The 14,793-nt window shown below is 70.3% G+C and carries 16 protein-coding genes; 2 read left to right on the top strand and 14 right to left on the bottom strand.

Annotated features, from left to right (window positions below; all coding sequences use genetic code 11):
- Positions 1 to 86: 86 nt before the first annotated feature.
- Positions 87 to 1,313, top strand: coding sequence for a phosphoserine phosphatase SerB (serB, locus tag ACWC09_RS47205; protein WP_450857859.1), 1,227 nt, complete (start codon positions 87 to 89; stop codon positions 1,311 to 1,313).
- A 120-nt stretch (positions 1,314 to 1,433) separates the two neighbouring features.
- Here the strand turns inward: serB and ACWC09_RS47200 are convergent, their stop codons facing one another.
- The 4 genes from ACWC09_RS47200 to ACWC09_RS47185 all read right to left on the bottom strand — a co-directional run bounded on the left by ACWC09_RS47200 (position 1,434) and on the right by ACWC09_RS47185 (position 3,887).
- Entirely contained in the window at positions 1,434 to 1,952 is a 519-nt protein-coding gene (locus ACWC09_RS47200) for a SixA phosphatase family protein (RefSeq protein WP_450857857.1), read from the bottom strand.
- A 77-nt stretch (positions 1,953 to 2,029) separates the two neighbouring features.
- Positions 2,030 to 2,236 carry a hypothetical protein gene (locus tag ACWC09_RS47195; protein WP_450857855.1) on the bottom strand — a complete coding sequence of 69 codons (207 nt, stop codon included), beginning with the start codon at positions 2,234 to 2,236 and terminating at the stop codon, positions 2,030 to 2,032.
- Positions 2,237 to 2,407: 171 nt separating this feature from the next.
- Positions 2,408 to 2,524: an SGM_5486 family transporter-associated protein gene (locus ACWC09_RS47190; protein ID WP_006380681.1), complete on the bottom strand. Its 117-nt coding sequence runs from the start codon at positions 2,522 to 2,524 to the stop codon at positions 2,408 to 2,410.
- Between the two features lie 43 nt (positions 2,525 to 2,567).
- A complete protein-coding gene (locus ACWC09_RS47185; protein ID WP_450857853.1) occupies positions 2,568 to 3,887 on the bottom strand; it encodes a CynX/NimT family MFS transporter in 1,320 nt (439 codons plus the stop codon).
- Between the two features lie 70 nt (positions 3,888 to 3,957).
- Here ACWC09_RS47185 and ACWC09_RS47180 point away from each other — a divergent pair, with 70 nt between their 5' ends.
- Positions 3,958 to 4,647 (top strand): FadR/GntR family transcriptional regulator, encoded by a 690-nt coding sequence (locus tag ACWC09_RS47180; protein ID WP_450857851.1) that lies wholly within the window; start codon positions 3,958 to 3,960, stop codon positions 4,645 to 4,647.
- On the opposite strand, the gene ACWC09_RS47175 is transcribed toward ACWC09_RS47180, so the two are convergent.
- From ACWC09_RS47175 to ACWC09_RS47130, 10 genes are all read right to left on the bottom strand, one after another.
- Positions 4,628 to 4,969, bottom strand: coding sequence for a hypothetical protein (locus ACWC09_RS47175; RefSeq protein WP_450857849.1), 342 nt, complete (start codon positions 4,967 to 4,969; stop codon positions 4,628 to 4,630). The two genes, ACWC09_RS47180 and ACWC09_RS47175, sit on opposite strands and share 20 nt — an antisense overlap.
- 153 nt (positions 4,970 to 5,122) lie before the next feature.
- A complete protein-coding gene (gene fabI, locus ACWC09_RS47170; RefSeq protein WP_450857847.1) occupies positions 5,123 to 5,890 on the bottom strand; it encodes an enoyl-ACP reductase FabI in 768 nt (255 codons plus the stop codon).
- Between the two features lie 5 nt (positions 5,891 to 5,895).
- Entirely contained in the window at positions 5,896 to 6,600 is a 705-nt protein-coding gene (gene fabG / locus ACWC09_RS47165) for a 3-oxoacyl-[acyl-carrier-protein] reductase (protein ID WP_388838399.1), read from the bottom strand.
- Positions 6,601 to 6,760: 160 nt separating this feature from the next.
- The gene (locus ACWC09_RS47160; protein ID WP_450857885.1) at positions 6,761 to 7,147 is read right to left on the bottom strand and encodes a type II toxin-antitoxin system VapC family toxin; all 387 of its coding nucleotides are present in this window, start codon (positions 7,145 to 7,147) and stop codon (positions 6,761 to 6,763) included.
- A 5-nt stretch (positions 7,148 to 7,152) separates the two neighbouring features.
- The gene (locus tag ACWC09_RS47155) at positions 7,153 to 7,437 is read right to left on the bottom strand and encodes a type II toxin-antitoxin system Phd/YefM family antitoxin (RefSeq protein ID WP_450857844.1); all 285 of its coding nucleotides are present in this window, start codon (positions 7,435 to 7,437) and stop codon (positions 7,153 to 7,155) included.
- Positions 7,438 to 7,520: 83 nt separating this feature from the next.
- Complete coding sequence (locus ACWC09_RS47150; RefSeq protein WP_450857842.1) at positions 7,521 to 7,742, bottom strand: SEC-C metal-binding domain-containing protein; 222 nt, start codon at positions 7,740 to 7,742, stop codon at positions 7,521 to 7,523.
- A 139-nt stretch (positions 7,743 to 7,881) separates the two neighbouring features.
- Positions 7,882 to 8,523: a hypothetical protein gene (locus ACWC09_RS47145; RefSeq protein ID WP_450857840.1), complete on the bottom strand. Its 642-nt coding sequence runs from the start codon at positions 8,521 to 8,523 to the stop codon at positions 7,882 to 7,884.
- A gap of 89 nt (positions 8,524 to 8,612) precedes the next feature.
- Entirely contained in the window at positions 8,613 to 9,872 is a 1,260-nt protein-coding gene (locus ACWC09_RS47140; RefSeq protein WP_450857838.1) for an McrC family protein, read from the bottom strand.
- Positions 9,869 to 12,097 carry an McrB family protein gene (locus ACWC09_RS47135; RefSeq protein WP_450857836.1) on the bottom strand — a complete coding sequence of 743 codons (2,229 nt, stop codon included), beginning with the start codon at positions 12,095 to 12,097 and terminating at the stop codon, positions 9,869 to 9,871. Before ACWC09_RS47135 ends, ACWC09_RS47140 begins: the two co-directional genes overlap by 4 nt.
- Positions 12,098 to 12,168: 71 nt before the next feature.
- Positions 12,169 to 14,622, bottom strand: a complete 2,454-nt coding sequence (locus ACWC09_RS47130; protein WP_450857834.1) for a DEAD/DEAH box helicase — start codon at positions 14,620 to 14,622, stop codon at positions 12,169 to 12,171.
- Between the last annotated feature and the right edge of the window lie 171 nt (positions 14,623 to 14,793).

The following is a 14,793-nucleotide window of genomic DNA, read 5'->3' as shown; positions in this document are numbered from 1 at the left end:
CCATCCGGGCGACACCCAGTGTTCCGTGTCCGCTAGGCGGACCGCAGCGGCGGTCGGCACTGGGTGCCGGATACGGTGGGTACACCATGAGCGCTTCGCAGATCCCGACTTCTGACGTCACGCCCGACGCCCCCACCCTCCTCGTCAAGATCTTCGGCAAGGACCGGCCGGGCATCACGGCCGGCCTCTTCGACACCCTCGCCGCCTACTCCGTCGACGTGGTCGACATCGAGCAGGTCGTCACCCGTGGCCGGCTCACCCTGTGCGCACTGGTGACCCCGCCGATGGCCGGGCTCGAGGGAGATCTGCGCGCCACCGTCCACAGCTGGGCGGAGTCGATGAAGATGCAGGCGGAGATCATCTCCGGCCGCGGCGACAACCGGCCGCGCGGTCTCGGGCGCTCCCTGGTCACCGTCCTCGGTCATCCCCTCACGGCGGAGGCGACCGCGCGCATCGCCGCGAAGATCGCCAGCGTCGGTGGCAACATCGACCGTATCTTCCGTCTCGCCAAGTACCCGGTCACGGCCGTCGAGTTCGCGGTCTCCGGCGTCGAGACCGCGCCCCTGCGCACCGCACTGGTGACGGATGCCGCGGCACTCGGTGTCGACGTGGCGGTCGTCGCCGCGGGGCTGCATCGGCGGGCGCAGCGGCTCGTCGTCATGGACGTCGACTCGACGCTCATCCAGGACGAGGTCATCGAGCTGTTCGCCGCGCACGCGGGCTGCGAGGACAAGGTCGCCGAGGTGACCGCGGCCGCGATGCGCGGGGAGCTGGACTTCGAGCAGTCGCTGCACGCGCGCGTGGCGCTGCTGGAGGGGCTGGACGTCTCGGTGGTGGACAAGGTGCGCAGCGAGGTGCGGCTGACGCCGGGCGCGCGCACGCTGATCCGTACGCTGAAGCGGCTCGGGTATCAAGTGGGTGTCGTCTCCGGCGGGTTCACCCAGGTCACCGACGATCTCAAGGAGCGTCTCGGGCTGGACTTCGCCCAGGCCAACACTCTGGAGATCGTCGACGGCAGGCTCACCGGCAAGGTCACCGGCGAGATCGTGGACCGCGCGGGCAAGGCGCGGCTGCTGCGCCGCTTCGCCGCCGAGGCGGGCGTACCGCTCGCCCAGACCGTGGCCATCGGCGACGGCGCCAACGATCTGGACATGCTCAACGCCGCCGGCCTCGGCGTCGCCTTCAACGCGAAGCCGGTCGTCCGGGAGGCCGCGCACACCGCGGTGAACGTGCCCTTCCTGGACACCGTCCTCTACCTGCTGGGCGTCACCCGCGAAGAGGTCGAGGCCGCGGACACCCACGACGAGGAGTGAGGGCTCCGCACCGCAGGAGTGGGGAGACCCGCACCGGGACCAGGGGACCCGCACGGAGCAACGGCGAGGGGCCCGGCACCCGCGTCATGGCGGTGCCGGGCCCCTCGGCCGTCGTAGGGCTTACTCGGTCGGCGCCCAGTAGTCGATCAGTGTGGCCACGGCCGGCTCCAGGGACTTCCAGGAGCCGTCGAAGGACAGTACGGCGAAGGCGGCGGCCGGAAAGCCGCGGCGGCTCATCCGGTCACGGGCGTCGCCCTCGGCCGAGCCGGACAGAATGTCCGCGAGGCCCTGCACGCCCGGGTTGTGGCCGATCAGGACGAGGCTCTGGACGTCGTCGGGCGTCTCGTTGAGCAACGCGATCAGCTCGCCGGGCGAGGCCTCGTAGATCCGCTCCTCATAGACGGTTTTCGGCCGATGAGGCAGCTCGTGGACGGCGAGCTTCCAGGTCTCGCGGGTCCGGATCGCGGTGGAGCACAGGGCCAGATCGAAGGGGACTGCGGTGTCGGCCAGCTTGCGTCCGGCGACGGCGGCGTCCATCCGGCCCCGCTCGGCGAGGGGGCGCTCATGGTCGGTCATCTGTGGCCAGTCGGCTTTCGCATGCCGGAAAAGGACGATCCTGCGGGGTTCTGCGACGCTCATGGCACCCAGCTTCGCATGAAACAGGCCATGGGGCGCAGGGAGTTGACCAGCGGCCGGGACGGGCCCCGAGCCCATGCTCAGCGGGCTATGAGCTGCTGTACGCGCTCGAAGAGGTGGGTGATCAGCGGGTCGCCCGTCGCCGCCTGGGCGTCCGTCGGGTTCAGCATCAGGGCCAGCAGCACGATGAAGGCGAGCGTGGGCAGGACGAGGGCCCACCAGGGCAGCCTGATGTCGACGCCGCCCGTGGTCGCCGGATGGGGCCGGGTGTGCGACTGGGCGGACATGGGTGCCTCCGTGGATCTTCGAGTGGTGGGTGGTCCGCCGCTCGCGGCCACACTTCGAAGGTACGGAGTCGGGGGCCCTCAACCCATCCGGAGATCCACCCAGTTGACCCTGACACTCACCCCCTAGGGGATGGGGGGGCTAGCCCCACCATCGGCGCCCCTCGGCGGATGTCACGGCGAGGCGATCGTGGCGACGATGGCGATGATCACGAAGATGGCGAAGAACGAGCCGAAGACGAGCAGCATCTTCTTCTGGCCGTTCTGGGGGTTCGGATCGAGCACTGGCATACGGCAAGTCTCGCACCCCCTGCCCACCGCGGTTCCCCCGGGGTCAGCGGGCCGCCTCGTCCTCGACCGTGCGGTCCCGGCCCGCCAGGACGCCGACCACCATCTGCGGGAGCATGAGCGCGGCCATGAGCGCGATCGGCAGGCCCCAGCCGCCGCTGTGCTGGTAGAGGACGCCGACCAGCAGCGGGCCGGGGATGGAGATCAGATAGCCGGTGCTCTGCGCGAAGGCCGACAGCTGGGCGACGCCGGCACCGGTGCGGGCCCGCATGCCGACCATCGTGAGGGCGAGCGGGAAGGCGCAGTTGGCGACGCCCAGCAGCAGCGCCCAGGCCCAGGCGCCGTCGGCCGGTGCGAGATAGAGGCCGGCGTATCCGGCGAGGCCGCAGACGCCGAGCACGAGGACGATCGGGCCCTGGTGCGGCAGCCTGGTGGCGACCCGCGGGATGACGAAGGCCAGCGGCACGCCCATCACCATCGTGACGGCGAGCAGCAGCCCCGCCGTGCTCGCGGAAACTCCCGCGTCCCGGAAGATCTGCGCCATCCAGCCCATGGTGATGTAGGCGGCCGTGGCCTGGAGCCCGAAGAAGACGGCGAGCGCCCAGGCGGTACGGCTCCGGGTGATGCGCAGCGCGGGTGCCGCGTCCCGGGCCGACGGCTCCGCCACACGCGCGTGCTCCTCGCGCCGGGTCGGCTCCTGGCCGGAGGGCGCGCCCCGGCCCCGTACGAACGGAATCCACGGCAGTACGGCCGCCCCCGCGAGCCCCGCCCACACCGCGAGGCCGGTCCGCCAACTGCCGCCCAGCGCGTCGGTCATGGGCACCGTCACCGCGGCGGCGGCCGCCGTGCCCAGGGCGAGGGCCATCGAGTACAGGCCGGTCATGGAGCCGACCCGGTCCGGGAACCAGCGCTTGACGATGACCGGCATCAGGACGTTGCTGACGGCGATGCCCATCAGGGCGAGTGCGCTGCCGACCAGGAAACCTGCCGTCCCGCCCGCGTACGGCCGTATGAGAAGGCCGCCGGTGATGGCGACCATGCCCGCGCAGACCACCGCGCCCGGGCCGAAGCGGCGGGCGAGGCGCGGGGCCATGACGCCGAAGACGGCGAAGCACAGCGGCGGCACGGAGGTGAGCAGGCCGGCGACGCTGCCGCTCATGCCCAGCCCGTCGCGGACTTCTTTGAGGAGCGCGCCGAGGCTGGTGATGGCGGGACGCAGGTTCAGCGCGGCCAGCACCATGGCGAGCACGAGCAGACGTGTCGTCCACGCGCGCGTGGCGGGTCGCTGGGGTTCGTCCGCGGCCGAGCTGCGCACTGCCGTGGACGTCGTCGTCCGGGTTTCCTCACACACCATGAGGCCCATCATAGAATCATAGGATGATTGGTTGTCCACCCCTTGGCCGGCCGCACCCGGCCACCTCGTGCGAAGGTGTGCCATGCCCCTGAGTCATCCCCGTCGTTCGGCGCTGTCCGAGCAGGTCATCGCGGCGCTGCGGAATGAGATCACCTCCGGTGAGTGGCCGGTCGGCTCACGCATTCCGACGGAGCCCGAGCTCGTCGAGCAGCTGGGCGTCGCCCGCAACACGGTCCGCGAGGCCGTCCGCGCGCTCGCGCACAACGGCCTGCTGGACATCCGCCAGGGCTCGGGCACCTACGTCGTGGCGACCAGCGAGCTGGCGGGCGTGATGCACCGCCGCTTCGCCGACGCGGACCCCCGGCACATCGCCGAGCTGCGCTCCACACTGGAGTCGGCGGCGGCCGGCCTCGCGGCCGAGCGGCGCACGGAGAAGGACCTCAAGCAGCTCGACGCGCTCCTCGTGCGGCGCGAGGAGGCCTGGGAGTCCGGCGACACGGAGGCCTTCGTGACGGCCGACGCGACCTTCCATCTCGCGGTCGTCTCCGCGTCCCACAACGACGTGATGACCGCGATGTACGCCGACCTCGGCGAGGTGCTGCGGGACTGGCTGCGTGAGGACGTGGGCGAGGAGCTGACGCCGGAGACGTACATGGACCACACCCGCCTGGTCGACGCGATCCGCGCGGGCGACGCCGAGGCGGCGGGCCGGGAGGCGGCGAGCTATCCGTTCCTGTGCCGTCCGGGACGGTTCACCCCTGCTGATGGCTGACCCACACCGAGCGCACGTTCTCCCAGCAGCGCCCCGTGAGCCGCACGGTCATCGCCGGCCCCGTGTCGACCGGGGTGCCGTCGGTGTCGAGGTCCCACCACTTGTCGCACTCGATGTGCAGGCTGACGCGGTCGATCCCCGGATAGGGGTTGTGGCAGTACGCGGTCACATGGGACCCGGTGGTCCTGGTACGGCACTCGGCGCCGAAGGGCTGCGTCGAGACGGGTCCCTTCACGCGCGCGTGCGGCACCGCTTCGTAGGGCAGGGACAGCACGAGGGCGAGGGCCACGGTCACTGAGGCCAGGCTGCTGGACAGGCGCACAAGGGGACCTCCTCGGCCGAGCTGGGGAGGGAAGCGTGTGGTGAACGCTTCATCCAGAGTGCGCGGTTGCGGGCCTCGGACGCCTGGTCGGATAGACCGAACGGGGGACGCCCCGCTCCCATGGGGAACGGGGCGTCGACGACGTACCGGAGATCAGGCACCGATGGCGTGCAGACCGCCGTCGACGTGGATGATCTCGCCGGTGGTCTTCGGGAACCAGTCGCTCAGCAGGGCGACGATGCCCTTGCCCGCCGGCTCCGGGTCCTTGAGGTCCCACTCCAGCGGGGAGCGGTTGTCCCAGACGGAGGCCAGCTCGCTGAAGCCCGGAATGGACTTGGCGGCCATGGAGCCGATCGGGCCCGCGGAGATCAGGTTGCAACGGATGCTCTGCTTGCCCAGGTCACGGGCGAGGTAGCGGCTGGTGGCCTCCAGGGCGGCCTTGGCCGGGCCCATCCAGTCGTACTGCGGCCAGGCGTACTGCGCGTCGAAGGTGAGGCCGACGACCGAGCCGCCGTTCTGCATCAGCGGCAGGCAGGCCATGGTCAGCGACTTCAGGGAGTACGCCGAGACGTGCATGGCGGTGGCCACGGACTCGAACGGCGTGTTGAGGAAGTTGCCGCCGAGCGCGTCCTGCGGCGCGAAGCCGATGGAGTGCACGACGCCGTCGAGGCCGCCGAGCTCCTCGCCGACCAGGTCGGCGAGCCGGCCCAGGTGCTCGTCGTTGGTGACGTCGAGCTCGATGACCTTGGTGGGCTTCGGGAGCTTCTTTGCGATGCGCTCGGTCAGCGTGGGCCGCGGGAACGCGGTCAGGATGATCTCGGCGCCCTGCTCCTGGGCCAGCTTGGCGGCGTGGAAGGCGATGGAGGACTCCATCAGCACACCGGAGATCAGGACGCGCTTGCCCTCGAGAATTCCGCTCATGGTGTTCAGTGACCCATTCCCAGTCCGCCGTCAACGGGGATGACGGCTCCAGTGATGTACGAGGCGTCGTCCGAGGCGAGGAACCGCACCGTCGCGGCGACCTCCTCGGGCTGCGCGTACCGGCCGAGCGGCACCTGCTTCACGATGCCCTCGCGCTGCTCGTCGGTGAGCACCTTCGTCATGTCGGTGTCGACGAAGCCGGGCGCGACGACGTTGAAGGTGATGTTGCGCGAGCCCAGCTCACGGGCGAGGGAGCGCGCGAAGCCGACCAGGGCGGCCTTGGAGGCGGCGTAGTTGGCCTGGCCGGGGCCGCCGTACAGGCCGACGACCGAGGAGATCAGGACGACGCGGCCCTTCTTGGCGCGCAGCATGCCGCGGTTGGCGCGCTTGACCACGCGGAAGGTGCCGGTGAGGTTGGTGTCGAGGACGGACGTGAAGTCCTCCTCGGACATGCGCATCAGGAGCTGGTCCTTGGTGATGCCGGCGTTGGCGATCAGCACCTCGACCGGGCCGTGCTCGGCCTCGATCTCCTTGTAGGCCTGCTCCACCTGCTCAGTGTCGGTGATGTCGCACTTGACGGCCAGGAAGCCGGCCGGCGGTTCCCCCGAGCGGTACGTGATCGCGACCTTGTCGCCGGCGTCGGCGAATGCGCGGGCGATGGCGAGGCCGATGCCCCGGTTGCCTCCGGTGACGAGAACCGAGCGGCTCAACGGATCACCCTTTCGATAGGGGTCTGACACATCCGCCCGGACAGCTGGATGACAGGCGGCTTTCCCGAAAACCTATCGGTCCCGGCCCCCCCGGGGACAATCGGGCACCGACAGTGGCTTACGGGACTCGCTGTCGGGTTTCTACAGTCGAGCAGCCGGATCAGTCCGGCATTCCGGGGGCGTGGGCGGGCAGTCCCTCCGCACGAGCCCTCTCAAGCATCCTGCGGTCGTAGGTCACCACCGCGGTCAGGTCGTCCCCCAGGGACAGCGCACTGGCCACGTGAACCGCGTCCAGCGTTCGCAGGCGCCCGACCAGCAGGGCCGCGCCGTCACGCACGTCTCTGGTGAGAAGGATCTCCGTGACCCGAGCGTCCAGGTCTTCCATCGCCTTGGGAAAGTGCCCCATGAGGTCCAAGGTCCGTACAGTCTCGACGAAGCCGAGCGTGCTGGTGGCGAGCGGCTGGGTGACTCTCTGCCGGAGGAAGATGTCCAACTCCACCCAGTGATTACGTCGAGTCATCCAGGTGACCAGCGCGGACGTGTCCATGTAGATCAACGGTCGTCCTCCTCGCGCTCGGCCAGGAGTACCGCCAGGGGGTCGACATCCTCCGCTACCTGGTAGTGGGGCATGCTGTGCAGGTCGGCAGCCGTGAACGTCTTGAGCTTGATCTTTCCCTGCGCCACCAGGTGCGCGTACCGCTCCATGGGCCCCCCGGCGGGCGACAGTATCGCGATCACGGTGCCATGCCGGGTGACCTGAATTGCCTCGCCCTTCTCGACGCGGGCGAACACAGCACTGGGGTTGTACGAGAACTCGCGGACCGAGATGGCGCTCATGACGGGCTCCCTCGACGGGGCAGACATTGTGCCTACATTCACGGAATTGTACCCACGCCCGGAGTCCAGTGCCTCCGGCCCGTTCACACGATCGCGGGATTTCCGTAGCACTTCTTGTACTTGTGCTCCGAACCGCACCAACAGGGCCCGTTACGGGCGGGAGGCCAGGCCACCCACGGTGACCCATCCGACGGCGAGGTGAGCGGCACCCTGTCCGACAGCTCACGCAAGGTGCGCTCGACCTGCCGCAGGTGGCCTGTGTGGTCATCGCCGTTCGCGTCCACGACCGCCGGCCAACGGGCCATGAGTTGCGCGAACTCCTCCGGCGGCCAGAACAGGGTGTCCTCAGCGCTCCCCAGGGCGCCCTTTCCTCCTCGCCCATCGCGGCGGCGAGATCCTCCATCTCGACCCGCAACGCGTCGGCCCCTCCCTCGGCCAGCCGCTTCAGGCGGAGCGGGTCGTGGGAGCTCGTCCAGCGGACGCACCCGGCCGAGTACGGGCGAAGCGCGCCTCTCGTGCACTTCGTCGGCCACGTCGTCCCAGTCGTCGTGGGTCTCGCCGAGCAGGCGCCGCACTCGGTGGCGGCCGATGAGGAGTTCCTCCAGCCCGAACGAGTCCCGGAAGTCGTCGACCACGTCCGCCGTCACCGCGGCACCGGCACCGAGTGCCTGCGTGACGCCCGTCGTAGGCGGCCGTCGCCGTCTCGTCGGCGTACTCGAAGGCCCCGGCGACGAGACTCCAGGCGGTGGCGTCCCTGGGGTGCCGCGCACGGAACGTGGCGGCCGCGGTCCGCGCCTCTTCCTGACGCCCCGCCTCCCACAGCGTGTCGATGCGCCATGCGTCGACCACGTCCCGCTCCCGGCAACCGTCCGACTCCGGGTCGAGCAGTTGCCCGTAGACCGCGAGGGCGCGGTCGTGTTGCCCAGCGCTCCGCCAGGCGTCGGCGGCCTCGCGGAGCAGTTCCTCCCGGTCCTCGGGGTACTGCTCCACCAACCGCTCATACTCCGCTGCGGCCTGGGCGGGAGTGGAGGGGTGCCGGGTGCGACGGGTCTTGTTCTTGCCGGACGTGCGTCGCTTGCTGGCCATGAACTCACCGTAGTGCGGCCGGAACCGGCGCCGCCGGGGAACCCTGTGTGATCACCCGCCTGAGGGGTACGCCGGCCCGCCGCCGCTCTTCAGACGGCCCGAACCGTGCGCACACTGTCGGCGGACTCCGCGAGGGACTCGACGTCCGTGGCCAGTTCCCGCCACGGCCGGGACAGGTCGACGACGTGCCGAAAGATCCTCAACCGTCCTTCCCCCACCGGTACTTCGACCACACCTTCGCTCCCCGACGCGTAGACGAGGTGCCCCTCGCCGAGACCGAGGCGCACGCAGTACGCCGTCATCTGGTAGAGGTCGTCGCGCTGCGGCCTGGTCTTGAACTTGGCGTCGACCACGACGGCTGGCCGCTGGACGCCGTCGTGCGGCGAGGGCAGGTAGTGCACGAGGTCCGGCTTGAGGACGTGCCGGCCCGCCGTATCGAGGAAATGGCTGCGGTCCTGGGGCTCGGGCCGCCCCCCGACGCGATGGCGCAGTGCCTCGCCGACCGCCCGGGCGAGGTAGGCCTCGAAGAGCCGCCACATGACGACGAGCATGCCGTCGACGGCCAGCTGTCGGCCGTCGCCGAGTTCGTACGAACCGCCGCGCAGGACGAGTTCGGCCAGTACGAGGGCGTGGGCGTAGCGGGCGTTGCGGCGACCGGGCGTCCACTCGGGCGGTCGGGCTCCGGCGGGCAGGAGCCCGACCCCGTCGAGGCGGGCCGTGAGGCGTTGCAGGGCGGCACGGAGGCCGGGGTCGAGGCCAGGGACGCGCAGGAGGCGGCGGGTGGCGGCGAGAAGGAGGCGGTTCTCCGGTATGTCGGGGGTGTGGTCGTCGTAGACGACCTCCAGGGGGACCGGGACGCCGGGTCTGCGACGGATCTGATCGGCGTGGCGGATGCGGCCACGGACGACGTGCAGGGTGTCGTCCGTTTCCCGGTAGTCGTGGAGGACACCCTGACCGAGCGCGTGTCCGGCGGCCGAGACGAAGGCGTGGGCGAGGGCCGGCAGCAGGTCGGGGCGGGGTTCGGCGGTGACGGGGCGGGGGTCGAACTCGACGCGGTCCGGGGCGTAGGCGACGAGATGGAGGAGCCGGTCGACGGGCACTTTGGGGGTGATGGTCAGCTGTACGGTCCCCTCCCCCGCACCCAGCCGCACGGAGCCGACGCGGTCCTTCGCCCTCAGCCGCCAGCGGGTCGCGCTCTCGGGATGCAGGGCGAGCAGCTTCGGATGGGCGGCGAGGGTCGCGAGCTGGGGTGGTGTCAGGTCGTACGTGGTCCAGCCGCCGTTCTCCTCCAGCTTGACGGGGCGTGCGAGGTCGCCGCACCGGGGGGAGCGGGTGTGGCGGAGGTTCACGAGTCCGCCGGGGCGTCGTCGGTGTCATCGGCGGTGGGCTGCCGGATGCCCAACCGATCACGCAGGGCGTCCAACGCGTACACCGTCTCCACTGCCACGCCTTCACCCCAGTGATGCTCGGTGAGGAGCGGGATGATCTGGGTGCGCCAGAGGCGTTCGAGGGCGCCGTCGCCGGTATGGGCGAGGTCCTGCATGAAGTACGACGGTCCGACGCGGAAGGAGCGGTCGCCCGGATTGCCCTCGGCCAGCATCCTGTTGATCTCGTCGAGGATCCGGGCATGCGTGACGTCGGCCGCGGCCGGGTCCTCGCCCCGCTCCGCCGCCCGCCCGCGCAGCCAGGCTTCCAGTACGCCCGACACCGGCGGTATGTCGGGGTGGAGTTCGACGAAGGAGAAGCGTCGGCGCATGGCCGCGTCCATGTAGGCCACGGAGCGGTCGACGGTGTTCATCGTGCCCAGGATGTAAAGGTTGGGCGGGAGGCGGAAACCACGACCGTCGTCGGAACCGTAGAGAAGGTGGACGCGTTCCTTGCGGTACTCCAGGAGGAAGTACAGCTCACCGAAGATCTTGGCCAGGTGGCCCCGGTTGATCTCGTCGATGACCAGGACGAACACCTCGGCGGGCCGCCGCTCCGCCTCGTCGGCGAGCTTGCGCAGGGGCCCTCGGACGAGGTCGTAGCCGAGACCGCCGCCGTTCCCTGCCGTGTCTGTCGTGCCGCCCAGTCGGGGGCGGATGCCCTCGAAGAAGTCCTCGTAGGCGTAGGCGGGGTGGAACTGGACGAGGCGTACGTTCGTCGCGCCGGAGGCGCCGGCCAGGTGGCGGGCGAGAGCGAGAGCGATGTACGTCTTGCCGGTGCCGGGCGGCCCGTGGAAGATCAACTGGGGGGTGGCGCGAAGGAGTTCGACGCAGTCCTGGAGCCAGGTCGCGTCGGGCATGTTGACCCGGGCGGCGAGTTCGGAGGTGGCGTCGGGGAGCACGGCCGGGCCCTCGGGTTCCGGCTCGGTCCGCGGCATGTCGTCGGTGAGGGCGAGGACGGTTTCGGCGTACTCGGTGGCCTCCAAGATCTGGGAGTCGGCGTCCTGGACCACCGCGGACAGCCCGGAGGGGAGGTCCTTGAAGAAGTCGAGGGGTTTGTCGAGGTTGCGCCATTCGACAGGACGCGTGAGCTGGTCGGCGGTACGGGTGGCTGGGCCCTTCACGACCCCCACGTAGGTGTCGAAGCCGTCGGTGGAGAGCACGATGTCGCCCGGGCGCATCCGGTTGAGGAAGGCGTCCAGTTCCCGGGCGACGGCCTCACGGCGGGTCGGCGCGGTGGCGGGAAGACCCGCCTCGACGACCCTCCGGACGCCGGCCAGGTCGTGGCCTCCCAGGCCGAGGGGCAGGGATTCCGCATCGAGGGTGATCACGGACTGTTCGCGCCACGGGCCCCGGATGAGCGGTATGCCGCTGGTCGCGTCCTTTCCCCGGATGATCCACAGCTGGCGGGGCAGCTCCGGTTCGGCGGCGCCTTCTTCGGCAGGCTGCTTGGCCGCCGTGAGCGCGTCCCACACGGGCATCCGGCGGTCGGGCAGGGCGCGTACGGTATCGAGGCTGCTGCGGCCGGTGTCGAGCAGGCCCTCCTCATCGAGCAGGGAGCGCCACAGGTCGCGCTCGTGAGGCCACAGGGGCAGTGCGTCGCCCGCGACGCCGTTCTCCCCGAGCGCGAGATACCAACCTCGCGGGCGGGAGCCGAGCAGGAAGGGCCCGAGGACATCGACGTCCACATCGAATACCTCGGCCAGTTCCTTGAGCACCACCCAGTGACCACCGTCGGGCAGCTGCTCCAGCGCGGTCACCGCGACCAGGCAGAGCTGCTTCTGCCGCTCCCAGCGGCGGTAACGGCGGGAGGCCTCCCCGTAGAAGTCCACCGGGTCCGGCCAGCGGTCGAGGGCGTCCCGGCCGAGCCCGGTCAACTGCCAGCGACGCAGACCTCGGTGTAACCACCCGGCCTGGACGAGGTTGCTCGCCGACCGGTTGACGTAGTCCTTGAACGGAGTGTTGTTCTCCTGCGAGGACTCCTCGTTGGCCTGCCGCCAGTCCGTCTCCAGCCGTGGCTGCCGCAAGAGGGCCTTCTCCCAGAGATCCCCGTAGACCAGCCCGTCCTGCGGGGCGACCTCGGCCAGGACGACGGCTGCTGTGTGGAGGGCACGGGCGACGACGGTGGTGATGCTGGGCACGGCGTCCATTCTTCGCAGGGTACGGGGGATGACAGCCGTCACCCGGCACGCGCGGGCCCGGTGGAAGACGGCCGTACCGGTCAGTCCAGGCCGACCGGAGTGGTCGGTGTGACCGGGATGTCGTCCGGTCCGTTCGTCTGTACGAGGAGCAGGTCGCCGACCGTCGCGTCGCGCCCCAGACCGAGGCTGGAGACCGGGACGGCGCCGGGCGCCTTGGCCGTGCCGACGGGCTGAAGGTGGAGTTCGCCCTCCGCGCCCTGGAAGGCGAGGACGGCCCAGACCTCGTCGTGGCCGATGCGGGAGACGACGCTGCTCAGCAGGTCGGGCAGGACCGCGCAGACGACGGTGAGCCGCTGTTGCTCGGTGCGGGGCACCGCAGCGATCCGCTCCAGGACACCGGGCAGCGCCAGTGTGCCCTCCAGCAGCCGTTGGACGGTCTCGCGCTCGTGGTCCCGGTCGTCGCCGGTCTCGGCGGCGGTGAAGTGGACCAGGGGCAGGCCATCGTCGAGGGTGCGCTGCCATTTCGGCAGCATGAAGTCGATGGCCAGGGCCTCCTCACGCGTGGGCGGGTGCACGTCGTCGCCCTCGCCGAACTGGCCGAGCCAGGCGTTGACGTCCCCCCACCGCCAGACCGGCGAACGGCCCGTGATGCCCTCCGGGTCGGGGAAGGGACGCACCACGCGTGAGCTGATGAGAGACACCGCCGAACTGCGCCCCTCAGCGGAGAAGGTCCCCAGTTTGGCGAGGTCCTTCAGGCGCAATTGCTCGTACGAGGTGCGGCAGTGCAGGCAGAAGCGGAAGGGAGCGGCGATCCACCAGGAGCGCAGGCCCGCCCCCGGTTCAGTGATCCGGCCGTCGGGGCCGATCCACACCTCTTGGGGGAGATCTCCTGAGCGTGCTTTCACGACCGAGGACCGGCCGTCGTCGTCCGTTTCCACCCAGCTGGCCGGGAAACGTCGGAAGACGGCTTCCTCGTCATGCTCGTCGGGCCACGGCCGGTCGTCGCTGACGTACAGGAAACCGTCGCCGTCGGCGGCGGGGGCATCCGGGTCCTCGCGCGCCTCGAAGAGCGCCCCTTCGTGCTCGGCCGGGCGGGTCACCACCAGGTACTCCTTGCCGCAGTCCCGGCAGAAGTGCAGAGGCACCAACGGCTTGTCCCGGTGGTCCGGCACCCGGGTCTGGTACTGGCTGGTCAGGTGGCGGTGGCCGGGCGGTTCGAAGCTGACGTAGACCGTGTCACCCTTGGACAGGAACTGGTGCAGCCGGAAGGCGAACAACGGTCGGTCGAGCTGCGGGTGCCGGGCCTTGGCGCCGGCCTTCAGCACCGCCTCAATGGCGCGGTGGCAGTCCTCGGCGCCTTCCCCGCTCGCTTCGGCGAGGAGCCCGGCTGCCTGCGGGATGGTGAGCGGGGGACGGCGCACGAGGCGCCCGCTCGGTTCCTCGACAGCGAGTCCGACGGTGTCCTCGACCCAGACGGCGAGGGGGTCGCCGCGCAGGGCCTCGTACTCGGTGGGGAGTTCGTCGGGGACGGCGGCAGCCCGGCGTACGGCATCCGCGAGAGGGGCCTGGGGATGGACACCGGCCATGGCGTCGGGGCCCGGGTCCGTCGAGCGCTCCAGGGTCTCGCCGATCACGCGGTCCGGGCGGATCTCCGTACCGAACAGGCGCGTGGCGACCTTCGCGATCTCCTCACGGGCCTTGGCGAAAGTGACGCCCGTGGCCATCGTCGCCGACGTGCCGACGCACTGGAGGTCCGGCGCCTCACAGGCATCCCGGAGGCGCCGGACGAGGAGGGCTACGTCGGCACCCTGGCGGCCCCGATAGGTGTGCAGCTCGTCCAGGGCGAGGAAACGAAGGCCCCGGGCGGCGCCGATCAGCTCCCGTCGCTCGTCGGGACGGGTGAGGAGGTACTCCAGCATCACGTAGTTGGTGAGCAGGATGTCCGGTTTCTTACGCAGCACCTGGAGCTTCTGCTCGGAGTCCTCCTGACCGGTGTACCGGGCGAAGCTCACCTTGCGGCGGTCGTCGGACACCCCCCAGGTGAGGTACTTCTCCAGCTCATGGAGCTGGCTGTTGGCCAGCGCGTTCATGGGGTAGACGACGATCGCCGAGATGCCGTCGGGGTTGGGGGCACTCAGCACCTGGTGAACTATCGGCACGATGTAGGTGAGGCTCTTGCCCGAGCCGGTGCCCGTGGTCAGGACGTACGAGTCACCGCGGTCGGCCGCCATGACGGCCTCGCGCTGGTGCTGGTGGAGGGAGAGGGTGCGGCTGCCAGGGTCTTGCTCATGCTCCTTGTGCCGGAAGTACTCACGGCACATCGGGTGCAACAGGCCGTCGTCGCACAGCGCGGCAACGGTCCCGCCGCTGCGGAATGTGGGGTTCAGGGCGAGTTTGGGGTCGGGCCAGCGGGTCTTCCGTTGCCGCTCGCCGTCCAGGTGGCTCTCGATGCTCGGGTCCCGCACGGCCACGAGGGAGCTGGTAAACGCCTCGTACTCCGCGATGAGGTCGTGGTGGACACCGAAGACATCCATGAATGAGCTGAGCCCCCTCAACTTCGTCAACCACTGATTCGAAAATCCACCGTCCCGTTTCCGTAGCCGCTGGTCAGGCGACGCCTTCCGCTTGTTGGAGGGTGACCTGGTAGCCGAGTTGGTTGAGCTGGCTCACCAGCCGTCGGGTCTGCCTGGCACGGCCGGTGCGTT

This window comes from Streptomyces sp. NPDC001617 (assembly GCF_053596855.1).
The sequence above is the reverse complement of the archived record's forward strand: the minus strand, read 5'-3'. Positions and strand labels throughout refer to the sequence as shown.